Genomic DNA, 24,817 nt, shown 5'->3' with positions numbered 1-24,817 from the left:
TTAAAGTATAAATCTAGGTTCGTATTATGAAATGCTGTTTGGGCTGTTCGTACCTGAAAAATACCAGTCCCCATTGAAAAGTATCTATGCTTACAGTAACCTTTGGATTATTAATTATAATCTTCCAAGCCTGCTCCATATCTTCTGACCAGTGAATATCATCAAAAATCCAGACAGTTTCGTTGGTAATTGTCGGCAATAATAATTCGAAGTAATCTAAGGTTGCTTTTTTGGAATGATTACCGTCAAAGTAGATAAGTCGAAAGTCGAAAGTCGAAAGTTTAAAATTTGCTAAATAATCATTGAATTCGGTTACCACAGAATTTATATTGTTTAAACCAAATTGTTTAAATTGATTTTTTGCAATTGCCATTGTATTTGGACATCCTTCCAATGTTGTAATAGACGCTTGTGGATTTCCCAAAGATAGGGCAGAAGTTGCCAGTCCTAGCGAAGTTCCAATCTCCAATATAGTTTCGGGCTGCAAATAATCAGCTATTCGAAATAATAGCTGTGCTCGCTTAGGAGAAATCCCAGCAGTTTTTGCTATTTGGGCAATTTGTCTGGTATTGGATTTAAAAACCCGTGAACCTGCGCCAAAATCAGTTATTTCGATGGCATTTTTGTTCTGCAAAAGCTCATTACGGTACTCTTTTAGAATAGTATATTCTGGTTTGAATTTTTTGTCATAAAAACATTTAGTCAATAAAGTAAAAACAAATGGTGAATGTACCGCATGTTCGTTTTTGGAATGCCAAAGGAATTTTATATAGGATTTGATTTGAAAAAGCATAACCACAAAGATAATCAGAGAATTTTAAACAAACACGAATTTCACGAATTGACACGAATTAAAAATAAATAAACACAGATTTCACAAATTAGCAAAAATTAAAATTTTAGAAAATGATCTGTCTAAATTTGTGAAATCGGTGTATCTTTAGTATAAAAGCTTCTCTGCAATGCTTTTTAATTCGTGAAATTAGTGTTTTAAAACTATCTTTGCTCCTTTGGAAATTATCCAGGAACAGCAATGAATTTTTATCATGACGAAGGAAGCAATCGAACCTAAAACTGCAATAACATTGGAGGAAATAAACCAATGCATTGCTATTTTGACTGAATTAAATACTGATACCGATCAGATTTTTGAAATACCCAAAGAACAGCGGACTGCTTTAATCAAAGCAGCGAGCCAATTTGCCCGTCCAGATCGCGATGAGTTAATCCGGAGAAAAAAAGACGGAAAAGCTGTTGCCAAACGCAAGCAGGAAAAGAGAGATAGAACGGCCCGCAAAGAAACAGGTATACGATCGGCTCGTGAAGCCAGTGTATTTGTGGCTCCAAAATTATTAGGCATGAATGATCTTGCCAATAAAGAGCAATTAGAACTGGAAACGCCCAGAAAATGTTATGTATGTAAAACGGAGTTTACCAAAATGCATCATTTTTACGATACTATGTGTACTGATTGCGGCGATTTTAATTATGCCAAACGTTTTCAGACTGCCGATGTAAAAGGTCAGATTGCCGTGATTACAGGCTCTCGCCTAAAAATTGGGTATCATATCACACTGATGCTTTTGAGGGGTGGCGCAACTGTAATTGCAACGACCCGCTTTCCGGTAGATTCGGCTTTGCGTTTTTCTAAGGAAGAAGATTTTATGGAATGGGGACATCGATTGAAAATTCACGGATTGGATTTGAGGCATATTCCGAGTGTGGAGATTTTCTGTAATTTTATAGAGCAAAAGTACGGGCGGCTAGATATTCTGATTAATAATGCGGCACAGACAGTGAGAAGACCTGCAGGTTTTTATACGCATTTGATGGAGAATGAAGAGCTTCCAATCGCTTCTCTGCCCAAACAAGCACAGGGATTATTATTGGATCATGCCAATTGTCTCGATGAATTAAAAGTGCTTACTGCGGGATCTTCTTCCAATCAGAATATGCCGGTAACCTGGCACGGGCCAGAACCAGGAATTGGCTTGAGGGCTTCTGCCAAATTATCTCAAATACCATATTCTTTCGATAACACACTGGTAGCACAGGAGGTTTTTCCTGAGGGCGAACTTGATGCCGATTTGCAGCAGGTAGATTTGCGAAAAGTGAATAGCTGGCGATTAAAATTAGGACAAATAGAAACCACCGAAATGATCGAAGTGCAGCTGGTAAATTCGGTGGCGCCATTTGTGTTGTGTAACCGTCTTTCGGAAGTAATGAAGAAAGACAATACGGGAAAAAAACATATCATTAACGTTTCGGCTATGGAAGGGAAATTTTACCGCGATTTCAAGGAAGACCGTCACCCGCATACCAATATGGCCAAGGCAGCACTGAATATGTTAACGCATACAGCAGCCGGAACGCTTGCCAAAGATGGAATTTTCATGAACGCTGTAGATACTGGCTGGGTAACCGACGAAGATCCAGCTGAATTAGCAAAAAGGAAACAGGAAGAGCAGGATTTTCAGCCGCCGCTTGATATTGTAGATGGAGCTGCACGGGTTATGGATCCTTTGTTTGATGGAATTAACACTGGAAAACACTGGTGCGGAAAGTTTTTGAAAGATTATAATCCAATTGCCTGGTAGGACTTGCTTAATCTGGAGAAAGATATTAAAAGTAAAACCCAAATTTGACTGAAGCCTCTGGATTGAGCAAAGGCAGATTATATTCTTTAGAATCTAGAATAAATTCATCGTTACCGCCAACTTTAAGACTTAAACCTGCCCAGGGCGAAACATAGATATTTTTGTAGATGGTGAAATTATAACCCAAACTTCCGTTTAGCAGAAAGTTGTCGAAGTTTTTTGTGGCGTTGCTGCTGTCACTTTGAATATCACTTTTCCAATAAACAGGTCCTCCGCCAATCCACCAGCCTTTCCAGCTGTCTTTTAAAAAACGATCCAAAATAATGGCATACGCTTTTATGTGATGATTGGTAAAACCGTCTTTGGTCACAAAATCGGGTTTGTTGACATCTGCAAAAAGGGCTCTTCCGCGCCATTTGTCCTTACCGATCCATCCCGCACCAAAATAACCACCGGTAGCGTAGGGCAAAACATCGAGTTCGATTCCGAAATTCCATTTATGAGTCGTGTCTGTTCCGTTTGTGGATTGTGCCTGTAATTGCATCGAAAAGACAATGAAAACAAGGAGTAATGCTTTTTTCATGATGAGGTTTATAAGATAATTTTGTTGCGTAAGTGTTACTGTTTCAAAAGTACATTTTTGTCTTTTAATGAGTAATGACTTTTATCATAAAGAGAAAAACCACAACGGAGTTAGGTTCTGTTGTGGTTTTTGTTATTTGAAATATTCTAAACTGTAACTCATTTAGAAAAAATCTGTTGCATCATATCTTTTGCACTGTCGGCTTTTGTTAGACCAATGCCTTTGTCTGTTTTCGCCATTGATTTCAAAGTTGTTTCGTTTGGCGTTTTTGATTTTGACCTAGTTCTAGTTTTTGTTGGAGTCTCGGTGACTTTTACACCCAATTGCAAAGCAAGTTCCTTTAATAAAGAAATTTTTTTGGCAGATGTGCTATCCAATATCAAAGTCATGATTTCTTGTTTTAGAATTACAAAGATACAAAAAACACAACAGAATTAAATTCAGTTGTTTTTTTGTTATTTGAACGATATTGGATTTTATAAATCCCTTGCTTTTATACTTGCTTTAATTTCTGCAATTCTTTTCTTTGTTAATTCTTCCAAGCAAGTGGAATATATCAAAGGTTGAATACTTCCGCCTTCGTATTGAGATGCATCAAATTTGCAGTGAGAGTCGCGGAATTTTACCCAATCTTTTTCTGCTTGAATCAACAGCAGTTTCTCATTTTGATCTAGCATAGCCATAAGCTGTTTGTACACTGTATTCAGTTGCGCATCTGCTTTTTTATAATTGGCATTTGCTGTTGCATTCATTTCTCCCTGTGTTTGGGCAAAAGAATTGTTGCAAAAGAATAAAAGGAATGGAATGATGAAATAATGTTTTTTTGTCATTTGAGATTAAATTTAAACAATGCTAAAATAGCAATAAAAGATTACAAATAATTATTAAAAACGAAACCACAACAGAATTAAATTCCATTGTGGTTTTTTATGTAAGTATTGATTAACTGAATACTAAATTCTGCAAACTCCAAAACTAAAAAATCTATTCTTCCATCTTCGCACTCAGCTCAAACCAGCGTTCCTCTTTATCCTCAATTTTCTTGATGATATTTTCAAGTTCTTTGGCTTTCTTTTCGATATCAGCATCAGCGACTTTTCCTTCGGAAAATAACTGCTCGATTTTGGTTTTGTCGATTTCAAGATCCTTGATTTCTTTCTCGATTTTTTGATATTCCTTTTGCTCGTTAAAAGTCAGGTTTCCAGTTGGATTATTTTGCTTCCATTCTTTCTTTTCAGCTGTCATTCCGACTTTGGAGGAATCTCCTTTTTGACCTACATCGACACTGTCTTCGTAAGCCCTGAAATCGGAGTAATTACCAGGGAAAGTTTCAATTTCGCCTTGGCCTCTGAAAACGAATAACTGATCCACAATTTTGTCCATGAAATAACGGTCGTGCGATACTACGACTAAACAGCCAGGATAATCCAAAAGGAAGCTTTCCAAAACGTTCAAGGTCACAATATCCAAATCATTGGTAGGCTCATCCAGAATTAGGAAGTTCGGATTCTGAATCAAAACGGTACACAAATACAGACGTTTCAATTCACCACCGCTCAGTTTTTCGACATAATCATATTGTTTTTTGGCATCAAAAAGAAAACGTTCCAACAATTGCGAAGCCGAAATGATTTTTCCTTTCGTTAGCGGAATGAATTCTCCAAATTCCTTTATGATATCAATAACACGTTGACTTGGTTTTGGGTTGATACCGCTTTGTGTGTAATACCCAATTTTGATGGTGTCTCCCACAACCACTTTTCCGCCGTCAAGAGGTATGGTTCCTGTCAAAAGATTCAGGAAAGTTGATTTTCCGGTTCCGTTTTTGCCAATAATTCCAATGCGCTCCCCACGCTGAAAATCATAACTGAAATTATCCAGAATAACGTGATCTTTGAATTTTTTGGAAATCTTGTGAAGCTCAATAATCTTGCTTCCCATTCGCTCCATGTTAATTTCGAGTTCCACCGCATTTTCTTTTCGTCGGCTTTGGGCTTTTTCCTTGATTACATAAAAATCATCCTGACGCGATTTCGATTTGGTGGTTCTCGCTTTTGGCTGGCGACGCATCCATGCCAATTCTTTTACAAATAAATTTTGAGCCTTGTCGATACTTGCATTTTCGGAGGCAATTCGTTCTTCTTTTTTCTCCAAATAATAGGAGTAATTTCCTTTGTATTGGTATATTTTTCCGTTGTCAAGTTCGATAATTTCGTTGCAAACGCGTTCCAAAAAGAAACGGTCGTGCGTCACCATAAACAACGTAATGTTTTCTTTGGCAAAATAACTTTCCAGCCATTCGATCATTTCCAAATCCAAGTGATTTGTTGGTTCGTCCAGAATCAATAAATCAGGACGGTTAATTAAAATGATAGCAAGAGACAGCCTTTTTTTCTGCCCTCCGGAAAGGCTTTTTACTTTTAGTTTAAAGTCTTCCAGTTTCAACTTGAACAGAATCTGTTTGTATTGTGTTTCGAAATCCCAAGCATTGTGCCGATCCATGGCATCAAAAGCTTTTTGGTAAGCTTCCTCGTCTTCGGGGTTTTCCAATGCTTTTTCGTAAGCCTCAATCACTTTCAGACTTTCATTGTCAGATGCAAAAATGCTTTCTTCAATCGTCAATTCATCTTGCAATTTATTGTCTTGTGACAAAAACGCCATTCGGATACTTTTTCTAAGTACAACTTGTCCGGTATCTGGCTCGTCCAAACCGTTGATGATACTCATTATAGTGGTTTTTCCCGAACCATTTTTGGCAATAAAGGCGATTTTTTGGTCTTTGTTGATCCCGAATGAAATGTCCTTGAAAAGCGTACGCTCCCCAAAAGATTTAGATATGTTTTCTACAGAAAGGTAATTCACGAGTGTAATTTTTTGGCAAAAGTAAGCTATTATGAGTCTAAATGCGAATTGTTTATTTGCAACTATTAAGGAATACATCGGATTCTAAAGAAAAGAAAGACGAATTCCACTAATTTCCACTAATTTGCTGGAAGTATTATTTGACGAATTCGTTATTAGAGGGATATGTTGTGTGATTTTTTAATAATGATTAAGTTCAAAAAGAATTAGTGCAAATTCGAGGAATTCGTGTTGAATTTTTATTCTTTCAAAAAAGAACTCAAATCAATAGTATGAAATTGTTGAGGTGTATTTACAAAAGGTTTTTTTACCGTAGCTTCATTGGTAATATAAAATAATTTGCCATCTTCGGTCGTAATTCCTTCGATTTGATGAAATGGAAGCTTGATTTTTATTTTACGCATATTTCCAGACCAAAAATCATTGTTTTGATATCCATATAAAAGCAAGACAAAAGGTTGCATAATTGAAGAATAACCACACAAAACAACACCTTTTTTCGAAGGCAATATCGTTGCACCGGTTATTAATCCCTGTGCATCGATAGTTTTCTTGAACTCGGCAATATATCTTCCTGATTTTTTTGGCAAGGCGTACACACTCGTTTTCTCTCCTGACCATTGTTTGGTGAAAATATAAATGGCATCGTCCAAAACTACAAACGCTTCACAATCAAAATTGGTGGTATTTGCTTTTTTAAGTGAGAAATCCGTCTGTTCCGGATACGAAAAAGCGATAGTGTCAATTACTGGCTTGGCAGTGAAAAAAGTCTGCTTTTGGATTTTAAATATTCTCAAATCCTTTCTGTTGCCTTGATTGTTGTTTCCAAAATCACCAACATAAATATATAGGCTGTCTTGCGAAACTTCTTCCCAATCATTGGTTTTTAATAAAGGCAAGGTGTTTTTCTTCTTAATCTTTCCATTCGAATCCAAACCATAAAAAGTTGAATCAAAGTGATCATTTTGAGTCCAAAGCAAATTATCAAAGTAAATTAAGCTGGAAGTCATTGGTATTGAATCACTGAGTTTTGTCGAAAATGCAGGCATCACTTTTGCGGAAGCGTACCGGCAACTGCCATTGTTTTCGGTCGCTTTCGGGTCGTAATTTTTCGAAAGATCATCCGTACATCCTTTAATTTGGGCATACGATCCAGTCACAACCAAAAGCAAAAGCAGAATAGTTTTTTGCATCACAAATTCAAATGAAATTCAAAACCAAGATATTAAAACAATTCTATTATAAAAAGGTTTGGAGCGAATGATTTGGAGTCCGGGGTGCAAACCTTTAAAAGCGATTGTCCAGATGTCTTTGTTGGTTTGTCTTACGGAGTTTTTAATTTTTCATATATTTGGATTCTTAAAAAGTGATTGTTTTTTTACAATTCCAAATACTATATGGGTTTTAATAAACACAAATTATTGTTGTTTTTTGTGCTTCTTTCTTCGTTTTCCATGTTTTCACAGAAAATTGATTTGCGAAGTAACGATGTGGATATAAGACAAATTTTGCTGAGCATTTTTGCGGATAATGATTCCATAAAGAAAGAGGAAGATCATGGTAAAATTGCATTTTCCCTTGTTCCTGCACCTGACATGAAGAGTGCCGAAGGCGGTCTTGTGGTGTCCTTTGTGACGACTTTCTTTATGGATGAAAACCATGATACGACCAAGATGTCCGAAGTTTATTTTACTCCAACAACAAGCTTTACCGGCCAGTATTCCTTCCCGATACAATCCTATATATATACAAAGGACAATAAGTATAATTTTATTGGTGATTACAGGTTTATGATTTACCCTCAGTTTACGTATGGTTTGGGAGGAAATAGTTCCAAACATCCACAATCGGAAGTAGATTACCAGCAAATTCGATTTTATCAATTTATCAGTAGAAAAATAAAAGGAGATTTTCGATTGGGATTGGGTTTTCAGTTAGATAAATATGGAAACATTTCCGAGGATTCCGAAATAGATGTCCCAACTGATTTCACGAAATACCAAGAAGGAAATTATTCGGATGAGCTTTCTTCGGGAATTGCTTTTCAGGCCTTGTATGATTCTCGAAAAAACACATTGAATCCAGATCAAGGTTATTATTTTGAAGCCGATTATCGTATTAATTCCAGTGTTTTTGGAAGTGATAGCAAGTGGCAATCCATTTATATTGATGCTCGTAAATATCTTTCTTTTAGTGATATACGGCATAAGGTGTTGGCTTCAAGGGTTTTTTATTGGGCGGTTTTTGATGGAAAGCCTCATTATCTGGATTTGCCAAGTATCGGCTGGGATCGTTATGGTAAAACAGGCAGGGGATTTACCCGCAACCGCTATCGTAGTAATTCGTTATTATATTTGGAAAGCGAATATCGTACCGATATTACCAAAAATGGTTTTCTTGGAGCGGTTTTTTATGGAAATATTTCTTCAGTATCGAATTTGGATACATACAGCTTTACCAATTGGACTCCTGCCATTGGAACCGGATTGCGAATAAAATTTAATAGAAAGAATAGTAGTAATCTGGCATTGGATTATGGTATGAGCAAAGATGACTGGACTTTTAGGGTTGGGCTTTCAGAAAATTTTTAATCTTCAGAAAAGAATATTTACAAGCGACTTTCTCATAATGAATTTTGTGACTTTTCGACTTAAAAATATATCTTTGAAAAATGCAATTATCGGTTATCATTCTCAACTATAATGTCCGCTATTTTTTGGAACTATGTGTGTTAAGCGTTGAAAGTGCTTTAAAGAACATAGATTCTGAAATCATTGTGGTAGATAATAATTCACAGGATGAGAGCTGTGAGATGATAAAGAAGCATTTTCCCAATGTAAAACTTATTCATAACAATCAAAATCTAGGTTTCCCAAAAGGTAATAATATAGGAGTGGCCCAAGCCAAAGGCGAATATATTTGTATTCTAAATCCTGATACTGTCGTCGCCGAAGATACTTTTGAGAAATTGCTGGCATTTGCCAAAAGCAAAAATGATTTGGGTATTGTAGGAGTAAAACTCATCGATGGAACTGGTAATTTTCTTCCAGAAAGTAAACGCGGAATTCCAACACCGTGGGTCGCCTTTACTAAAATCACAGGCTTGTATAAGCTTTTTCCAAAATCATCCCTTTTTAATAAATATTATGCCCAGCATATATCCGAAAACCAAACTGGTAAAGTAGAAATATTGGTTGGTGCCTTTATGTTCCTGAAAAAAGAACTGTATGAGGCTATAGGTGGTTTTGATGAAAATTGTTTCATGTATTCGGATGATATTGATTTGTCGTATATGGTTTTGCAAAAAGGAAAAAACAATTATTATTTTCATGAAACAGCAGTAATACATTATAAAGGCGAAAGTACGAGCAAGGATGCTGTTTATATGAAAAGATTTCAGGAAGCGATGGAGTTTTTCTATAAAAAACACTTTCGGGTTTCCCTGCTTTTTTCGGTATTTATGAAAATTGGTATTGTGTTTTTTTCCCTGATAAAAAGAATTCAAGGAAGGCCTAAAATTAAAATTCCCCCTGATAATTATTTGCTTATATCAGCCTCTGAAACATTGGCAAAAATAATAGCCTCTGTGGTTCAAAAAAAGGTTGATTTTCTCGATTGGAAAGCAGAAAAAGAGGTAAATTTGCAGTCAAATTCAATAAGAAACGAGTTACAGATTATTTTAGATAATGAATTTATTTCCTTTAAGGAATGTATAGATGTTCTCGAAAGACATAGAAATAAAGGGATAGTTTTTAGAATAATACCAAAAGGAACAAATTTTAGTATTGGAAGTGATTCTCCTAATGACAGGGGAGGAATTATAAAAATCAAATAAAAATTATATTTTATGTAATTTATGTTTTAAAAATTTTATAATTTCGCAAAAATAAAATCAAAATCATCTTTTAGATTGGTAATATGGCAAGATTTGAATTAAAGCTTCCAAAAATGGGGGAAAGTGTTGCGGAAGCAACCATTACAAACTGGTTAAAAGAAGTTGGTGACAAGATAGAAGCTGATGAAGCTGTTTTGGAAATTGCCACCGATAAAGTTGACTCAGAAGTACCATCTGAGGTTTCTGGTGTTCTTGTCGAAAAATTATTTGGCAAAGACGATTTGGTTCAAGTAGGACAAACCATTGCCATTATTGAAACTGAAGGAGGCAATGCAGAAATTCCGGTTCAAGATGTTCCTGATGCTATTCTTGAAGAAATTCAGAAAACAGTGGAGACTGCCAAAGAATCAGTTGCTGCACCAGTTAGTTTTTTTGAAAGCGATAAATTCTTTTCGCCACTAGTAAAAAATATTGCAAAAGAAGAAGGAATTTCTTTGGCAGAGCTAGAAAGTATTGCTGGTTCCGGAAAAGATGGACGCGTAACCAAAGACGATATTTTAAATTATATAAAAAATAGAGGAGCGCAGCCTGCAGCTGCTGTTAGTGCACCAGCTAAAACGGTTGAAGCTATAAAAGCCGAATCTCCAAAAAGTTCTCCATTACCAACGGTTTCGCCTGTTTCAGTAAATGGCGGTGATGAGATTATAGAAATGGACAGAATGCGCAAGCTGATTTCCGGTTATATGGTAGCTTCTGTGCAGACTTCAGCACATGTGCAATCATTTATAGAGGTTGATGTGACCAATATTGTAAAATGGAGAGATAAGGTAAAAAATGCTTTCGAAAAAAGAGAAGGCGAAAAATTGACTTTTACTCCTATTTTTATGGAAGCTGTCGCAAGGGCTTTGAAAGATTATCCAGGAATGAATATTTCGGTACAAGGTGACTTTATCATAAAAAAGAAAGATATCAATCTTGGAATGGCAGCAGCTTTGCCTAATGGAAACTTAATTGTTCCAGTAATCAAAAATGCAGACCAGTTAAACTTGGTTGGAATGGCCAAAGCGGTAAATGATTTAGGAAACCGGGCCAAAGCTGGAAAATTAAAACCAGACGACACGCAGGGAGGAACTTATACTGTAACAAATGTTGGAACTTTTGGAAGTGTTTTTGGTACGCCAATTATCAATCAGCCACAGGTAGGAATACTAGCTCTTGGTGCTATTCGTAAAGTGCCGGCGGTAATTGAAACTCCAGAAGGAGATTTTATTGGAATCCGTCAAAAAATGTTTTTGTCCCATAGTTATGATCATCGTGTTGTTGATGGTGCTTTAGGAGGCAGTTTTGTAAAACGTGTAGCCGAATACCTGGAAGCATTTGATGTAAATAGAGATTATTAAATCAATAAATATCAAAATAAGCCCGACATTATCTTTTTTTAGAATGTCGGGTTTTTTATATTTTTAATACTGACTTTAAAATAAAATTCAAGCTCAAATTTTTATATTTGCGCAATTAAATACAAAAAATGGAACTCAAACTCAATAAGCCAATTTGTTTTTTTGACCTGGAAACAACAGGTATCGATATAGGAAAAGACCGAATTGTAGAAATATCAGTTTTTAAAGTTTTTCCTAATGGAAATAAAGAAAGTAAAACTTGGCTAGTGAATCCAACTATTCCAATTCCGCCTTCATCGACTGCTATTCATGGCATCAGTGATGAGAAAGTTGCTGGTGAGCCAACTTTTAAGGAATTGGCGCCTCAAGTTTATAACATGATTAAGGACAGTGATTTGGCAGGATTTAATTCTGATCGTTTTGATATACCGCTACTGGCTGAAGAATTATTGCGCGCCGGTGTTGATTTTGATATGAAAAACAGGGTTTCTGTAGATGTGCAGACTATTTTTCATAAAATGGAAGAGCGTACCTTGAGTGCGGCTTTGAAATTTTACTGTGGAAAAGGTTTAGAAAACGCGCATTCTGCCGAAGCAGATACTATGGCAACTTATGAAATCCTAAAAGCACAATTAGATCGTTATCCTGAATTGGAGAATGATATGAAATCATTATCTGAGTTTACCACCAGGAAAAAAATAGCCGACTTTGCAGGGATGATCGCTTTTGATGCTGACAATGAAGAGGTTTTTACCTTCGGAAAACACAAAGGCGCTAAAGTAGATGCTGTCTTAGAAAAAGAACCTGGCTATTACAGCTGGATTCAAAATGCAGATTTCCCTTTGTATACCAAAAAAGTTTTGACAGCTATTAAATTGAGAAAACTAAATACAAAATAAGTTGCTGAGATGCTAAGATTCTAAGTCACCAAGAAACTTAGAGACTTTGTAACTTAGAGACTTTGTAACTTAAAAAAAATGAAAATCATTTGCGTCGGCAGGAATTATGCCAGTCATATTGAAGAATTAAAAAATGAAAAGCCATCAGAGCCTGTTGTTTTTTTGAAACCAGATTCGGCTATTTTATTAAAACAGCATCCTTTTGTAATTCCTGAATTTTCGGAAGATGTACATCATGAAATTGAGCTTATTGTCAAAATAAGTAAAGTTGGAAAATATATTGAGCCAAAATTTGCTCATAAATATTATGACGAAATTAGTGTGGGAATTGATTTTACAGCAAGAGATTTACAAGCTAAGCTGAAAGAAAAAGGATTGCCATGGGAAAAAGCCAAGGCATTTGATGGTTCTGCAGTAATTGGAGAATTTTTACCTAAAAGTCAATTTGTTTCGTTGGAAAATGTTACTTTTGAATTAAGGAACAATAATATTTCTGTTCAAAAAGGAAATTCTAACAGAATGTTATGGAATATTAATGAGCTGGTTTCTTATGTTTCTCAATTTTTTACATTAAAAATTGGGGATATTATTTTTACAGGAACACCCGAGGGTGTAGCAGCTGTAAAATCAAATGATGTTTTAGAAGGATTTTTAGAAGGACAAAAACTATTTAGAATACAAGTAAAATAATGGCTATAAAATACAATTTAGCAAAAGTGTACGCACTTTCAGATAATGATCCAGATTTTGTAAATGAAATTTTGAATTTATTTGTTACCGAAGTTCCTGATGATTTGAAACAAATTGGAGAAGGAATTAAGAATAAAGATTATAAACAGACTTACGCATTTGCACACAAGTTAAAACCAACATTAGACCTGCTTGGTTTGAACGTGGCATTTGAAGAAATTCTGCAGATAGAAGCCTGGACAAAAACCGAAGGCAAAAAGAAAGAAATAATAGAGACTTATAAGAGTGTTAAATCTCAGGTGAAAGATGCTATTAAGGAGCTAAGAAAAGATTTTGATCTTTAAATAGCCGTTATAAATTTTTAAATTTATTTTACAAAAACACATAAAATAATCTGACAGTTGTATGATTAATACAACAGTTGGATTTTTTTTATTCAATAAAGCATTAAAAATATGAAAGCAGCCATAGTTACAATTGGAGATGAGATTCTGATTGGTCAGATTGTAGATACAAATTCGTGTTTTATAGCCAAAGCGTTAGATAGAATTGGTGTCGAAGTTCATGAGATGCTGTCTATAAGTGATTCTCGTGAACATATTTTAAATACGTTTTCTAAACTTCAAAACAAAGTTGATATAGTAATAATTACAGGTGGTTTAGGACCAACTAAGGATGATATTACCAAGAAAACATTCTGTGATTATTTTGAAGATGAATTAATTGTTAATACTGCAGTTCTTGCGCATGTAACTGAATTGATTGAGGGTTTTTATAAACGGACCATTACTCAGATTAATAAAGATCAAGCTCTGGTTCCTTCAAAATGTACAGTGCTTCATAATCAAGTAGGGACAGCGCCAGGATTATGGATGAAAAAAGAAAATACAGTCTTTGTATCTCTTCCAGGTGTACCATTTGAGATGAAATATTTGGTAGAAAATGAAATTATTCCGAAAGTTGTCCGAGATTATGACCGCCCTTATATTCTTCATAAAACAATATTGACTTATGGCAGGGGAGAAAGTGCTGTAGCAGAACAGATTGAAAATTGGGAAAATAGCCTGCCCAATTTTATAAAGCTGGCTTATTTACCGGCTCCTGGAAGAGTGCGATTGCGTCTTACGGCCAGAGGAACTGATAAAGAATTCTTGGAAAAAACTATTGATGAAAATGTGATCTCTTTGACTGAAATAATTGGAGATATTATTGTTGGTTTTGAAGATGATGAGACACTTGAGGCAGTCGTAGGCAAAGTTTTAACACAGCTGAATAAAACTGTTTCTACTGCCGAGAGCTGTACTGGAGGGAGTATTGCGCAGCTGTTAAGTTCTGTTCCCGGAGCTTCGAATTATTTCAAGGGAAGTGTAGTGGCTTATTCTTCGGAAGTAAAGAAAAAAGTATTAAATGTTTCAAAAGAATTAATTGAAGAACATACAGTTGTGAGTGCCGAAGTTGCTAGAGCTATGGCTTTGAATGTGAAACTATTGCTTGAAACAGATTATGCTATCGCAACAACAGGCAATGCAGGTCCATCTAAAGGAGAGTCTGATGCAGATGTAGGGACGGTTTTTATTGCCTTGGCGACGCCAAATGATGTGCTTGTTGAAATGTTTAATTTTGGTCAACCACGTGAAAAAGTGATAGATAGGGCAATGGTCAAAGGGGTTGAAATGCTGCTGAAAGAAATTTCAAAAAAAGAGCAATAAATTTTTTGGTTTATAGGTTTATTTTTCTTTTCTTTGCACCCTGATTTTGAATAACGATAAAAGATAAGTATAATGTCAAGAGTTTGTGACCTTACAGGTAAAAGAGCGATGGTAGGAAATAACGTTTCTCACGCTATGAACAAAACTAAGAGAAAGTTTTCTGTAAACTTAGTTAAAAAGCGTTTTTATCTTCCAGAAGAAGATAGATGGATTACTCTTAGAGTAGCAGCATCTACGATAAAAACAATTAATAAAAATGGAATCGCTGCAGTTTTGAAAAAAGCGCAGTCAGAAGGATTTATTAAATAATCTTTTCCAAAATAAAAAAATAGCAAGATGGCAAAGAAAGGAAATAGAATCCAGGTAATTTTAGAATGTACTGAACACAAAACTACTGGTGTTGCTGGTACTTCAAGATATATAACTACTAAGAACAAAAAAAATACTCCAGACAGATTAGAGATTAAAAAATTTAATCCAATCTTGAAAAGAGTAACTGTTCATAAAGAAATTAAATAATTAGAGATTTTTACTTGAAGTAAAAGTTTTGTAAAACATTTGAATCATGGCAAAGAAAACCGTAGCATCGTTACAAACATCTTCTAAGAGATTATCAAAAGCCATCAAAATGGTGAAATCTCCAGTAACTGGCGCATATACATTCGTTGAATCTATTATGGCTCCTGAAGAAGTTGATGAATTCTTGAAAAAGAAATAATCATATTACATTTTATAGATAAGCTACTTTCATTCGGAAGTAGCTTTTTTATTTTCTATATTTACATCTCAAAATAATGTTTTTTTAAGGTGGCAATTTCGATTATTTTTATTGATTTTTCTTGCTTAAGTTGACAAATGTAAATTCAAATCATAAAACTCCATTTTATAATGAGCTTTTTTAAAAAAATATTCTCTTCGGAGAAAAAAGACTCTAGCCTGAGCCAAGAGGCGAAACAATCATTAGACAAAGGCCTAGAGAAAACCAAAACCAGTTTTTTTTCTAAATTAACTAAAGCAGTTGCAGGAAAATCAAAAGTAGATGATGATGTTCTGGATAATTTAGAAGAAATACTTGTTTCTTCGGATGTAGGGGTCAATACAACTCTTAAAATTATTACCCGAATCGAAAAGAGAGTTGAAGAAGATAAATACCTTGGAACTGATGAACTGAATCAGATCCTGAGAGACGAAATTGCGGGATTATTATCCGAAACCAATACTGGAGAAGGAACTGATTTTGTTATTCCAATTAATACAAAACCGTATGTTTTGATGGTAGTTGGAGTAAACGGAGTTGGCAAAACGACAACGATTGGGAAATTAGCATATCAATTTAAGAAAGCTGGTTTTAAAGTAGTTCTAGGCGCAGCAGATACTTTCCGTGCGGCTGCTATTGACCAATTACAGATTTGGGCAGATAGAGTAGGAGTGCCAATTGTAAGACAGGAAATGGGCAGCGATCCTGCTTCGGTGGCTTTTGATACATTGCAATCAGCTGTTGCTCAAAATGCAGATGTTGTTATTATTGATACGGCTGGACGTCTGCACAATAAAATCAACCTGATGAATGAGCTTTCAAAAGTAAAACGAGTAATGCAGAAAGTGGTTGCTGATGCACCTCACGATGTAATGCTTGTTTTGGACGGTTCTACAGGGCAAAATGCTTTTGAACAAGCCAAACAATTTACTGCTGCTACTGAAGTTACTTCGCTTGCCGTTACCAAATTAGATGGTACTGCAAAAGGCGGTGTTGTTATTGGTATTTCAGACCAGTTTCAGATTCCTGTAAAATATATTGGTGTTGGAGAGGGAATTGAAGACTTGCAGGTTTTCAATAAATATGAATTTGTAGATAGTTTTTTTAAATAATAGTTCATGAATTTTTCTTCAATAAAAAATGCCAGCCCGATATTTTTTTATTTTATAAGTATTGGTGCTTTTGTCATAGCAAATGCTATTAGGAATATTAATATTACTTTGTATTATGCTTTGTTGATTATTGGCTTGGTTTTTTTCTTTTTAGGATTAATGAGAAGAATAAAACAAAGGCAAAAATAAAAATAGATATATCATAAAAACAGCATAATTCAATTGTGCTGTTTTTTTTGTTATATCAAGCTGGTACCAAAAAAACATTTTGATCCTGATTCATTTGTTATTGATACAAGGCACTAATTTTTGTCCAAAGGGTTTCATCAAAATCAGATAGTGCTAAGTTTACATTGTCTGCAGCATCTCCCATGCGGATAACCACCATTTTTTTGCTGGGAACAATATAGATTTTCTGGTCGTTTTTCCCCAACGCCATAAACATATCGTTTGGGGCAGTTGGAATGATGCTTCCCTGGAAAACAGCTTGTGATTGTGGCAAATGATAGTTAGCTTTACCATTTAACCACCACAAATAGCCGTAACCTAAGTTGATGTTTTGAGAAGTATTTACAGCTTCGCTAAAATAGTTTTCATTCAAAATCTCGTTATTGTCCCATTTTCCTTTATTGTACATCAGCAAGCCAAATCTTGCCATACTCCTTGTTGTACTGCTGTAAACAATATTGTTGCCAGATGTAAACCATGTGCCATTCATTCCTATTTTGTCTCTTAATTTTGAGTTGAAATAGCTGGACCATGATTGTTTGGATACTGCAGCAATTATATCCTGTAATTTTATATATACATTATGATATGCCCAACGCGTTCCTGCATCGGCTTTGTAAGTGAGGCTTGCGGGATCTACACCATCACCATTTGCGATATCTTCAATGCCAGATGTCATAGTCAGTAAATGTCTGCTTGTGATTAAGTTTTCTTTTGCCAACGGCATACTGGTCCAGCCGGTTCCTATGTAATCTGAAACTTTGCTGTTGATATTAAGAATACCTTCCTGCTGGGCTATTCCTGTCATAGCTGAGGTTAATGTTTTGCCTGCACTTGCCCAATACCAAGTAGCATTGGCATCATGTCCATTAAAATAATTTTCCATAACAATACGGCCATTAACAAGGATTATAAAGCCTTTGGTGTGCTTGAGTTCTAAATAATCTAATAAAGGCTGAACGGCCGATTGTTTCCAGCCCAGGCTTTCTATGGATTTGGTTTCCCAATTGTTACCAGTAATTGGCGGGAAATAGAGTGTTTCGGTTGTTGCTGGAGATGGATCTGGTTCTGAATTGTCGGAAGAACAATTGAAACAGAAAAAAGAAATGGCTAATAAAAGTATTGATTTTGACATGGTTATGGAGGTTAGTTCTGGGTAAGACCAAAAATATGTAAAATAGTTTAAAAGGGATGTGTTTTTTTATTTTCTGTGGAATTATAAAGTTTAACTTTGTAGGTTTACTAAAGTTGCTGATTAATTGGATTCCCTAGCCCTGATAGAAGCGGTATCCTTTTTTGTCTCGTTTTTTTGAGATAAAAAAGATACAAGCGGATAGCAGGTAACAGCTCCTTAAAAAATGAATTATTTATGAAAAAAGTATTTGGTGTTTTGCTTATTGCTCTTTTGCTTGCTGGGTGTAAACAAAAAATTACTCCAGCTGATGTTGCAAAACTCAATGGGTATTGGGAAATTGAAAAAGTGGTTTTCGAAGATGGAAATGAGAAGAAATATGGTGTTAATGAATCCTTTGATTATTTTCAGCTTGATAAAAATAATGCTGGAATCAGAAAGAAAGTAATGCCTCAATTGGACGGCACTTTTTTGGTGAATGATACGTTTGAAAATGTAAAGATCCGGTTTGCAGATGACCAGATTTTTTTAGATTACAGTACTCCGTATATGAAGTGGAGCGAAGAAATAGTGGTTTTGACAGATAAAGAACTCGTGGTTTTGAATAAGGAGAAAAAGGAATATCATTATAAAAAAGCAGGACCGATAAATCTAGATGACTATGGCAAAAAGACTAAATAACGAATGTACGGTAGGTGATATTCTGAAGCAGATTATTGAGGTAAATAAACTGCAGTCCGGAATGGATGAGATTGATGTGAAAGACGCCTGGCGTAATTTGATGGGAAATGGCGTGAACAGTTATACCAATAATGTGGTTTTGAAGGGTTCTACTCTTTATGTTCAGTTAACATCGGCAGTTTTGCGTGAAGAATTGAGCCACGGTAAATCCAAGATTATAAAAATGATCAATGAGGAATTAAGGAGAGATGTGGTGAAAGATGTTGTTCTTAGATAGACCGTTTGGATTATTAGATTAGGATAATTATTTAGATTTCTCTGATTTTCATTTTATAAAACGCTGGAAAACAAACAAACCCCACTTAACGACTAAGTGGGGTTTGTTTTTTATATAAAAACTCTAGAATTCTAAGAAGTCTGAATTAAAACTGCTCTCTTCCTGCAAAATGAAAAGCACTTTCGATAGCGGCATTTTCGTCACTGTCTGAACCGTGAACAGCATTTTCTCCGATTGATGTAGCGTATGCCTTACGGATAGTTCCTTCGGCAGCTTCGGCAGGGTTTGTTGCACCGATTAACGTTCTGAAATCTTCAACAGCATTTTCTTTTTCCAAAATTGCAGCAACAATTGGACCTCTTGACATAAATTCTACCAATTCTCCGTAGAAAGGTCTTGCAGCGTGTACAGCGTAAAATGCCTTAGCATCAGCAACTGTTAATTGAGTTAATTTCAACGAAACGATTTTGAAACCGCCGTTTGTAATCATTGCCAATATGTTTCCGATGTGCCCGTTTTGAACCGCATCTGGTTTAATCATTGTAAAAGTTCTATTAGTCACCATTTTTTTCTGTGTTTAAAATTGTGTGCAAAAATATACTTTTTTTGCTGAAAGATTTCAGCAAATTATCAATTTAAAGATAAAAAGGTATTATTATTGGTTTTTCTCTATTGTTTTTAGACTTTGAAATACATTTTGTTTTTGTAAAAATACGCCAGAATTATTGACCAGAAACCTACATAAAGCAAGGCAAATACTAATGATGCAGTCATGGGATTGTGGAAATAAGGCTCTACACCTAAGAAATACAAATAATCCCAAAGATTAGTCTGTTGTGTGGGAACTTCTGGGTTTGGCATTGAAATCATCCCCATAGCTTGAGGAATAATTTGCGAAAGGAAGAAAACGATCATTGGGTTTACTCCCCAAATCAGAAATAATCTGGTGCCTTTTTTATAATCAGCAACATCAATTAAGTAGTATAAAATAGCCAAGACAAATGTGGCGAGCCCGGCAGTATATAATACGTATGAACTTGTCCAGAGTGCTTTATTTATTGGGAAAACGATATTCCAAACTTGCCCAAGGATAATCAAAATTGTTCCTATAAGAAGCAGTTTTTTTGCTTTTTCGTTTTTTAGTAAGGTACTGTTTAGTATTTGACCTATCAATAGTCCTATTATTCCAGTAGCAATGGCAGGAATTGTACTTAATATTCCTTCGGGATCCCAGGTTTTGGTTGCTTCCCACATGTGTCCTTTTAATAAAATGTTATCAGCCCAGGCGGCTAAATTGGTTCCTTTTTCGAGGTTTGTTATTTCGAATCCTGGAGCTGGAATTAATGTCATGATTGCCCAATACCCCAGCAATATCAAGATTGCAGCCACTAATTGAGTTCTTTGAGTTGTTTTTAAATACAAAAGCGAGGCAATAAAATATACTATGCCAATGCGTTGAAGAACGCCCGGTAAACGAACCGATTCATAGGCTTCGATACCGCTGTACGCGAGAATCATATATATTATAAAAATAGATACTGCCAAATAGGTTTTTAATCTAGCACTGAAATTCCCCATTAAGGCATAACCAGCTAGGGCAGTAATTAACAGGCGGCCAATAAGCAATGGAATTCCTTCCAGTCCGAAGAGCTGTATATTACCGAAAAAATTGAAGAAAATCCCCAAGCATACCATGCGTAATGAACGGGTGAAAATTTTATTGAAAGTAGTGCTATCGTAACTTTTGGCAGGCATTGCAAATGAAATTGCTGCTCCCATTATAAAAACAAAGAAAGGAAAAACCAAGTCGGTGGGAGTGCATCCATGCCATGGTGCATGTTCTAACGGCGGGTAAATTGCAGACCAGCTGCCAGGGTTATTGACAATGGTCATTAGTAAAATAGTTAATCCTCTGAAAACATCAAGTGAAATAAGACGGTCTTTGGTCATTGCTTTTTGGGGTTTTATGGTGAATAATCATTTAGTACAATGTAATAATGTTAAAATTTTGTTCTAAAGGATTGAGCTGGTTCATTAATTGGGGGATTAATCGCTCACCATTTTCTAGATAAAATTCCGAAAAATTGGCTTGGCGTTCCTGCAGGCTCTGGTTAGGAAATAAGTCATTTTGTAACTCAATTATACGCTGCAATTCGTCATGGAATTTTCTTTTTTGAGCAATAAGCAGTCTTTTTTCAAGGTTTTCAAGACCTTTAATTTGTTTGGTTTCCTGTGCTTTTACCGCTCCTAAAAATGATTTATCGGTATGATTTGCCAGTTCTAAGAGTTTTTCGAATTGTTTTTTTAAAGTTTCTTTTTGTTCTGTAAAATCAATTGGATAATCGGATAATTTCTGGGTAATCCGATTGGTTAAATCGGCTTGTTTCGAAAATAAGTCAGTCCAGGTCAGATTCAATTTATCGGCTTTCTTGCTTTGTTTTTCAGTTGCCAAAAGAACTGAGTTTCTTAGCAATAAAACAGGGAAAGTAACTTTTGCGGATGCGAAAAATGATTTTAATTCTAACCAATATGCAATTTCTCCACCACCGCCAATGTAGCACAAGTTGGGTAAGATAACTTCCTGATACAATGGCCTCATAATCACATTTGGGCTGAATTTTTCAGGATTGCTTTCCAGTAAAGCCAGAATTTCTGATTCTGTAAATTGTATTTTGGTATGATTAACTTTGTAAATTCCGTTTTCTAGAATAATTCTTTCGCGCAGATTATCTTCGATATAAAACAGATTGATTTCGCGCGGATTAACCTGAATGCTGTAATCTTTTATTGTCGCTATAGTTTCGGTTACAGTTTTAAAGGAAGTTTGATGAAGCAGCTCTTCTTTTATATATGGAATAAAATTGCGTTTCAAATCCTTGTTGTCGGCATCTAAAATTACTAAGCCGGAAGTTCCAAAAAGTGCATTGGCTAAATACCTCGTAGCATCTGCTAGGTTATCGTGTTTAAGATAAGAATCTTCAAAGAGTTTCCTGATAGAATTTGCATTGGTACTTCCGCCTATTTCTAAAGCAAAAATTTCTAAAAAATCGTCCAAGCCTTCGGTAGCTAATCGCCCAACAGGTCCTTTGCTTTCCTTGTTCCATCTGAATTTTTTTCCATGAAAATTAAAATAATTTATTTCTTCAAAATCATGGTCTTCGGTTGCCATCCAATAAATCGGCACAAAATCATATTCAGGATATTCTGTTTTTAATTCTTTCGTTAAATTAATGGTCGAAATGATTTTGTATAAAAAATACAGCGGACCGCTAAAAAGATTTAACTGATGCCCTGTTGTAATTGTAAAGGTATTGGAATTGTTTAAAAGTTCAATATGGTTTAAAGTTTCCTTGGAAATATTCAATTTGGCATATTGACTTTTTAAGACATTCACTAAAGTTTGTCTTTTGTCATTGTTATTAAAATTAGTTTTTTTCTCCTCAATTTGTTTTTCAAAATTTTCGAGAGCTGGAAAATGATTATATAGTGATTTTAATTCTGGTTTTTGATCTAAATAATCTTGTATCAATTTGGAGAAATATCCTGAGGTTTGATAGCTGATACAGTCGGTAGGCATAAGTTTTTATTTTATTGCTAAAATAATAAAAAATATTGCAGGAGATTGTTAAAACGGATACCTTTTGAGTTATTGTCTGGTTCTGAATTCATTAGCAGACTATCATGATAGTTCGGCTTTCTGCTTTTTAGCAGACCTTTAAGCATTATATAAACTAATTCAAAACAAATTTAAAATCAAAAAGAGGCTGTCTAGACAGCCTCTTTCTTCTTATAATTAAAAAGTATGATTATAAAGCGTATGTAGTGATTCTAAAATTACTTGTAGTACTTGTAAATGTCCATATAGTATTAGTATAGGTTACTTTAAAAGCTTCTTTTTTTGCATACAATCCGTTTACATTAGTGAGCTCTGCATCAATTTCTTTTAAAAATGCTGGTTCACTGATTATAGCGTTTCCATCATCCCAGTATTCGTTATTAAGGGTAATGGTTTTATTATCTGCATCTTCAGTAACTGTTACTGTATGATATAAAGATGGTTTTCCTCCTGTAAATCGATATTCAATATAGGTACCGTAAGGTGTGTTAAAATAAAATTGAATCCTGCTAATTTTTTGATTTGCAGGTAAGGTTGCATTTGCTTTATTTAGTAAATCTTTACAATATTCTGATGTTGTTGGTGCTGTATACAGATTTGCTGCTATATATCCATAAACAGTTTGTGGCTGGCCTTCTAACAGAATTTTATAATCATCTGTTAAAATTAGTGGCTTGGTAGAATATTTAATAGTTGCACTAACTCCTTGTGTTCCTGTTGAAGTAAAGCTTCCGTCTTCATCATTGTAAACAAAATCGGTTAATTTTTGTCCTCCAACTTCTACGGCGGGACTTACAATAATGCCTGTTGGGGAATAACCAACTCCCATATTATAAGATACAGAGTAACCGGTTTCTATAGAATTTGCTTTAGCAAAACGAGTAACTTCCGAAAAAGAAAAATCGAATTGGTGTATTGTTTTACCATCATTAGTTTCAAGCAGTCTAAAAAGTGGTCTGGAATCATCACCAACGACATTATCAATCATGTCAATGTTTTTTTCTAAATCTGCCCAGTCTGCTTCAGTTGCTTTTACAAAACGTAATTCTCCATTGACACCAGTTGTTTCATTAACTCTGTTTGTTTTAAAAATAATTTCCCCGTTTTCCTGCCCATAATATAAAAACTGAAAATCACCCAGATATCCTTTACTTTCCAATTCTTCAATAGGGTAATTATCGGATTCTGATAAAAGATGAATTCTGTTTTTTGTAGTAAATACCAAACTTACGGTGCTTCCTAGCTGAATATCATATTCACTTTTATACACGGCAGTATCTGCATCAAAATCAGAAGCCATCTGGACGGTTCCATCCTTTGCAAACTTGAATAAATGAGTGTAGCCTCCTAAAATAGTATTGTTGGTAAAATAAACGGCTTTCCATCCATACTCTGAAGAAAGAAGAAGATCATTTAATTCTTTTTTCTGTGCATTTAGCCGTTCTGTTGGTGTCTGTTCAAATTTTTGTTCAGCATCTGTGTTGGTACAGGATGCGAGCAATAGGGCTATAAACCCAATGATTAAATATTTATATATATATTGTGCTTTCATAATTATTGGTGTTTAATTAATTTATAACAGCATTTGTGTTTTTTTCAGCTTCATCACGCAAAGCATAAAAATCCATATCAAAAGCATCTTTAAAATATTTTACGACTAATGCTTCTTTTGCTATTAAAGCGAAATATGCTGATTCACTTTTAATATTTGCTAAAAAATCGGCGTAATCTGCTTTAGAGCTGATTAAAATTACAGATGCTGTTTCGGCAAAATCTTCATTAATATTAGATCGTGCATAACTAGTAATGAAACCTAATTCATTTGAAACATTATTTCCATAGTTGTACCAGTCGGCAGTATATCCAACTGGAGTAATTTTAGCCCAGGATTTTTCATCAAAAGCTTTGTTTTGATTTAAAATATGAATGTACTCATGCTGTATAGTATGTATAAACTCTGTTATATTTGCTCTATTAGTCTTATCAATGTAATCTGTTTCAAACAGTGTTACGCGCTGTCCTCCTTCGGCCAATCCTAAGGTTCTTGTACCCACACTGTTTAAATTAACACCTCCAACTAAAACAATTTCTCTAGGAGCAATTTTTTTTACAAAATCTGCCCCTCCGATTGTTTTATAGCTGTCAAGCCATATTTTTTGTACTATCTCAAGTGCTGGCTGGACTTTGCTTACTAACGGCGGAAACAGATAACGGGTATTATCTACCGTATTTTGATTCCACTTATATTGTACATTTATATTGTAAGGATTCAGATAATTTGCAGTTATCCAATTATCTAGTGCAGTTTTTACTGGCTGATTATAGTTGAGCTGGCTTTCGCCAACTTGATCATCATTCGAACAAGAAGAAAGTATAGCCAACGTCAAAAACAAAACTGCTATTATATTATATTTTATTATTTTCATGATATTCTGTTTT

27 protein-coding genes are annotated in these 24,817 nt (G+C 35.0%); 15 read left to right on the top strand and 12 right to left on the bottom strand.

All coding sequences use genetic code 11. The features are described 5' to 3' along the window. Positions 1-13: 13 nt before the first annotated feature. Positions 14-793 carry an O-methyltransferase gene (locus ABEG11_RS12865; RefSeq protein WP_348824575.1) on the bottom strand — a complete coding sequence of 260 codons (780 nt, stop codon included), beginning with the start codon at positions 791-793 and terminating at the stop codon, positions 14-16. Positions 794-1,046: 253 nt separating this feature from the next. Between ABEG11_RS12865 and ABEG11_RS12860 the strand changes: the two genes are divergently transcribed. Next, entirely contained in the window at positions 1,047-2,597 is a 1,551-nt protein-coding gene (locus ABEG11_RS12860; RefSeq protein WP_348824574.1) for an SDR family NAD(P)-dependent oxidoreductase, read from the top strand. Positions 2,598-2,622: 25 nt separating this feature from the next. On the opposite strand, the gene ABEG11_RS12855 is transcribed toward ABEG11_RS12860, so the two are convergent. From ABEG11_RS12855 to ABEG11_RS12835, 5 genes are all read right to left on the bottom strand, one after another. Continuing rightward, positions 2,623-3,180: a hypothetical protein gene (locus ABEG11_RS12855; RefSeq protein ID WP_348824573.1), complete on the bottom strand. Its 558-nt coding sequence runs from the start codon at positions 3,178-3,180 to the stop codon at positions 2,623-2,625. A 158-nt stretch (positions 3,181-3,338) separates the two neighbouring features. Further along, positions 3,339-3,569 (bottom strand): hypothetical protein, encoded by a 231-nt coding sequence (locus ABEG11_RS12850; protein WP_281637616.1) that lies wholly within the window; start codon positions 3,567-3,569, stop codon positions 3,339-3,341. Between the two features lie 87 nt (positions 3,570-3,656). Continuing rightward, complete coding sequence (locus tag ABEG11_RS12845) at positions 3,657-4,010, bottom strand: lysozyme inhibitor LprI family protein (RefSeq protein WP_348824572.1); 354 nt, start codon at positions 4,008-4,010, stop codon at positions 3,657-3,659. A gap of 154 nt (positions 4,011-4,164) precedes the next feature. Then, the gene (locus tag ABEG11_RS12840; RefSeq protein ID WP_348824571.1) at positions 4,165-6,042 is read right to left on the bottom strand and encodes an ABC-F family ATP-binding cassette domain-containing protein; all 1,878 of its coding nucleotides are present in this window, start codon (positions 6,040-6,042) and stop codon (positions 4,165-4,167) included. A 239-nt stretch (positions 6,043-6,281) separates the two neighbouring features. Beyond that, positions 6,282-7,235 (bottom strand): complement C1q domain-containing protein, encoded by a 954-nt coding sequence (locus ABEG11_RS12835; protein ID WP_348824570.1) that lies wholly within the window; start codon positions 7,233-7,235, stop codon positions 6,282-6,284. Positions 7,236-7,439: 204 nt separating this feature from the next. Here ABEG11_RS12835 and ABEG11_RS12830 point away from each other — a divergent pair, with 204 nt between their 5' ends. From ABEG11_RS12830 to ABEG11_RS12775, 12 genes are all read left to right on the top strand, one after another. Continuing rightward, on the top strand, positions 7,440-8,633 hold the full coding sequence (locus ABEG11_RS12830) for a BamA/TamA family outer membrane protein (protein WP_348824569.1): 1,194 nt from the start codon (positions 7,440-7,442) through the stop codon (positions 8,631-8,633). Between the two features lie 80 nt (positions 8,634-8,713). Further along, positions 8,714-9,877, top strand: coding sequence for a glycosyltransferase family 2 protein (locus tag ABEG11_RS12825; RefSeq protein WP_348824568.1), 1,164 nt, complete (start codon positions 8,714-8,716; stop codon positions 9,875-9,877). Positions 9,878-9,960: 83 nt separating this feature from the next. Continuing rightward, complete coding sequence (locus ABEG11_RS12820) at positions 9,961-11,277, top strand: dihydrolipoamide acetyltransferase family protein (protein ID WP_348824567.1); 1,317 nt, start codon at positions 9,961-9,963, stop codon at positions 11,275-11,277. Positions 11,278-11,405: 128 nt separating this feature from the next. After that, positions 11,406-12,176, top strand: a complete 771-nt coding sequence (locus ABEG11_RS12815; RefSeq protein ID WP_348824566.1) for an exonuclease domain-containing protein — start codon at positions 11,406-11,408, stop codon at positions 12,174-12,176. A gap of 78 nt (positions 12,177-12,254) precedes the next feature. Beyond that, positions 12,255-12,866 (top strand): fumarylacetoacetate hydrolase family protein, encoded by a 612-nt coding sequence (locus tag ABEG11_RS12810; RefSeq protein ID WP_348824565.1) that lies wholly within the window; start codon positions 12,255-12,257, stop codon positions 12,864-12,866. Then, entirely contained in the window at positions 12,866-13,210 is a 345-nt protein-coding gene (locus ABEG11_RS12805) for an Hpt domain-containing protein (RefSeq protein WP_348824564.1), read from the top strand. The genes ABEG11_RS12810 and ABEG11_RS12805 overlap by 1 nt, the downstream gene beginning before the upstream one ends. A 111-nt stretch (positions 13,211-13,321) precedes the next feature. Further along, positions 13,322-14,575, top strand: a complete 1,254-nt coding sequence (locus ABEG11_RS12800; protein WP_348824563.1) for a CinA family nicotinamide mononucleotide deamidase-related protein — start codon at positions 13,322-13,324, stop codon at positions 14,573-14,575. Positions 14,576-14,647: 72 nt separating this feature from the next. Then, entirely contained in the window at positions 14,648-14,884 is a 237-nt protein-coding gene (gene rpmB / locus ABEG11_RS12795) for a 50S ribosomal protein L28 (protein WP_024980263.1), read from the top strand. Between the two features lie 27 nt (positions 14,885-14,911). Continuing rightward, positions 14,912-15,094 carry a 50S ribosomal protein L33 gene (gene rpmG / locus ABEG11_RS12790; RefSeq protein WP_007805817.1) on the top strand — a complete coding sequence of 61 codons (183 nt, stop codon included), beginning with the start codon at positions 14,912-14,914 and terminating at the stop codon, positions 15,092-15,094. Positions 15,095-15,140: 46 nt separating this feature from the next. Then, complete coding sequence (locus ABEG11_RS12785; RefSeq protein ID WP_100429907.1) at positions 15,141-15,293, top strand: DUF4295 domain-containing protein; 153 nt, start codon at positions 15,141-15,143, stop codon at positions 15,291-15,293. Between the two features lie 170 nt (positions 15,294-15,463). Beyond that, positions 15,464-16,444, top strand: coding sequence for a signal recognition particle-docking protein FtsY (ftsY, locus tag ABEG11_RS12780; protein WP_348824562.1), 981 nt, complete (start codon positions 15,464-15,466; stop codon positions 16,442-16,444). A gap of 6 nt (positions 16,445-16,450) precedes the next feature. Next, entirely contained in the window at positions 16,451-16,633 is a 183-nt protein-coding gene (locus tag ABEG11_RS12775; protein WP_348824561.1) for a hypothetical protein, read from the top strand. A 97-nt stretch (positions 16,634-16,730) separates the two neighbouring features. Here the strand turns inward: ABEG11_RS12775 and ABEG11_RS12770 are convergent, their stop codons facing one another. Further along, positions 16,731-17,807 (bottom strand): serine hydrolase domain-containing protein, encoded by a 1,077-nt coding sequence (locus ABEG11_RS12770; protein ID WP_348824560.1) that lies wholly within the window; start codon positions 17,805-17,807, stop codon positions 16,731-16,733. A 234-nt stretch (positions 17,808-18,041) separates the two neighbouring features. Between ABEG11_RS12770 and ABEG11_RS12765 the strand changes: the two genes are divergently transcribed. Beyond that, positions 18,042-18,485 carry a lipocalin family protein gene (locus ABEG11_RS12765; protein WP_348824559.1) on the top strand — a complete coding sequence of 148 codons (444 nt, stop codon included), beginning with the start codon at positions 18,042-18,044 and terminating at the stop codon, positions 18,483-18,485. Then, a complete protein-coding gene (locus tag ABEG11_RS12760) occupies positions 18,466-18,762 on the top strand; it encodes a DciA family protein (RefSeq protein WP_348824558.1) in 297 nt (98 codons plus the stop codon). The genes ABEG11_RS12765 and ABEG11_RS12760 overlap by 20 nt, the downstream gene beginning before the upstream one ends. 145 nt (positions 18,763-18,907) lie before the next feature. Here the strand turns inward: ABEG11_RS12760 and ABEG11_RS12755 are convergent, their stop codons facing one another. The 5 genes from ABEG11_RS12755 to ABEG11_RS12735 all read right to left on the bottom strand — a co-directional run bounded on the left by ABEG11_RS12755 (position 18,908) and on the right by ABEG11_RS12735 (position 24,804). Beyond that, positions 18,908-19,327: a nucleoside-diphosphate kinase gene (locus tag ABEG11_RS12755; RefSeq protein WP_348824557.1), complete on the bottom strand. Its 420-nt coding sequence runs from the start codon at positions 19,325-19,327 to the stop codon at positions 18,908-18,910. A 113-nt stretch (positions 19,328-19,440) separates the two neighbouring features. Beyond that, on the bottom strand, positions 19,441-20,712 hold the full coding sequence (locus ABEG11_RS12750; RefSeq protein ID WP_348824556.1) for an acyltransferase family protein: 1,272 nt from the start codon (positions 20,710-20,712) through the stop codon (positions 19,441-19,443). 31 nt (positions 20,713-20,743) lie between these two features. After that, the gene (gene bshC / locus ABEG11_RS12745) at positions 20,744-22,339 is read right to left on the bottom strand and encodes a bacillithiol biosynthesis cysteine-adding enzyme BshC (RefSeq protein WP_348824555.1); all 1,596 of its coding nucleotides are present in this window, start codon (positions 22,337-22,339) and stop codon (positions 20,744-20,746) included. 229 nt (positions 22,340-22,568) lie between these two features. Further along, a complete protein-coding gene (locus tag ABEG11_RS12740; protein WP_348824554.1) occupies positions 22,569-23,930 on the bottom strand; it encodes a DUF4302 domain-containing protein in 1,362 nt (453 codons plus the stop codon). Positions 23,931-23,946: 16 nt separating this feature from the next. Then, positions 23,947-24,804, bottom strand: coding sequence for a substrate import-associated zinc metallohydrolase lipoprotein (locus ABEG11_RS12735; protein WP_348824553.1), 858 nt, complete (start codon positions 24,802-24,804; stop codon positions 23,947-23,949). Positions 24,805-24,817 lie beyond the last annotated feature (13 nt).

This window comes from Flavobacterium aestuarii, assembly GCF_040049115.1.
GTDB classification, from domain to species: Bacteria; Bacteroidota; Bacteroidia; order Flavobacteriales; family Flavobacteriaceae; genus Flavobacterium; species Flavobacterium aestuarii.
Note: the sequence above shows the minus strand (reverse complement) of the source record. Positions and strands in the feature narration are given on the sequence as shown.

Coding starts and splice junctions, on each gene's coding strand:
- ABEG11_RS12755 (WP_348824557.1), bottom strand. CDS start 19,327: ATGGTGACTAATAGAACTTTTACAATGATTAAACCAGATGCGGTTCAA.
- rpmB (WP_024980263.1), top strand. CDS start 14,648: ATGTCAAGAGTTTGTGACCTTACAGGTAAAAGAGCGATGGTAGGAAAT.
- rpmG (WP_007805817.1), top strand. CDS start 14,912: ATGGCAAAGAAAGGAAATAGAATCCAGGTAATTTTAGAATGTACTGAA.
- ABEG11_RS12775 (WP_348824561.1), top strand. CDS start 16,451: ATGAATTTTTCTTCAATAAAAAATGCCAGCCCGATATTTTTTTATTTT.
- ABEG11_RS12845 (WP_348824572.1), bottom strand. CDS start 4,010: ATGACAAAAAAACATTATTTCATCATTCCATTCCTTTTATTCTTTTGC.
- ABEG11_RS12760 (WP_348824558.1), top strand. CDS start 18,466: ATGGCAAAAAGACTAAATAACGAATGTACGGTAGGTGATATTCTGAAG.
- ABEG11_RS12835 (WP_348824570.1), bottom strand. CDS start 7,235: ATGCAAAAAACTATTCTGCTTTTGCTTTTGGTTGTGACTGGATCGTAT.
- ABEG11_RS12765 (WP_348824559.1), top strand. CDS start 18,042: ATGAAAAAAGTATTTGGTGTTTTGCTTATTGCTCTTTTGCTTGCTGGG.
- ABEG11_RS12770 (WP_348824560.1), bottom strand. CDS start 17,807: ATGTCAAAATCAATACTTTTATTAGCCATTTCTTTTTTCTGTTTCAAT.
- ABEG11_RS12800 (WP_348824563.1), top strand. CDS start 13,322: ATGAAAGCAGCCATAGTTACAATTGGAGATGAGATTCTGATTGGTCAG.
- ABEG11_RS12865 (WP_348824575.1), bottom strand. CDS start 793: ATGCTTTTTCAAATCAAATCCTATATAAAATTCCTTTGGCATTCCAAA.
- bshC (WP_348824555.1), bottom strand. CDS start 22,339: ATGCCTACCGACTGTATCAGCTATCAAACCTCAGGATATTTCTCCAAA.
- ABEG11_RS12860 (WP_348824574.1), top strand. CDS start 1,047: ATGACGAAGGAAGCAATCGAACCTAAAACTGCAATAACATTGGAGGAA.
- ABEG11_RS12735 (WP_348824553.1), bottom strand. CDS start 24,804: ATGAAAATAATAAAATATAATATAATAGCAGTTTTGTTTTTGACGTTG.
- ABEG11_RS12805 (WP_348824564.1), top strand. CDS start 12,866: ATGGCTATAAAATACAATTTAGCAAAAGTGTACGCACTTTCAGATAAT.
- ABEG11_RS12785 (WP_100429907.1), top strand. CDS start 15,141: ATGGCAAAGAAAACCGTAGCATCGTTACAAACATCTTCTAAGAGATTA.
- ABEG11_RS12830 (WP_348824569.1), top strand. CDS start 7,440: ATGGGTTTTAATAAACACAAATTATTGTTGTTTTTTGTGCTTCTTTCT.
- ABEG11_RS12810 (WP_348824565.1), top strand. CDS start 12,255: ATGAAAATCATTTGCGTCGGCAGGAATTATGCCAGTCATATTGAAGAA.
- ABEG11_RS12750 (WP_348824556.1), bottom strand. CDS start 20,712: ATGACCAAAGACCGTCTTATTTCACTTGATGTTTTCAGAGGATTAACT.
- ABEG11_RS12825 (WP_348824568.1), top strand. CDS start 8,714: ATGCAATTATCGGTTATCATTCTCAACTATAATGTCCGCTATTTTTTG.
- ABEG11_RS12850 (WP_281637616.1), bottom strand. CDS start 3,569: ATGACTTTGATATTGGATAGCACATCTGCCAAAAAAATTTCTTTATTA.
- ABEG11_RS12820 (WP_348824567.1), top strand. CDS start 9,961: ATGGCAAGATTTGAATTAAAGCTTCCAAAAATGGGGGAAAGTGTTGCG.
- ABEG11_RS12855 (WP_348824573.1), bottom strand. CDS start 3,180: ATGAAAAAAGCATTACTCCTTGTTTTCATTGTCTTTTCGATGCAATTA.
- ABEG11_RS12815 (WP_348824566.1), top strand. CDS start 11,406: ATGGAACTCAAACTCAATAAGCCAATTTGTTTTTTTGACCTGGAAACA.
- ABEG11_RS12740 (WP_348824554.1), bottom strand. CDS start 23,930: ATGAAAGCACAATATATATATAAATATTTAATCATTGGGTTTATAGCC.
- ftsY (WP_348824562.1), top strand. CDS start 15,464: ATGAGCTTTTTTAAAAAAATATTCTCTTCGGAGAAAAAAGACTCTAGC.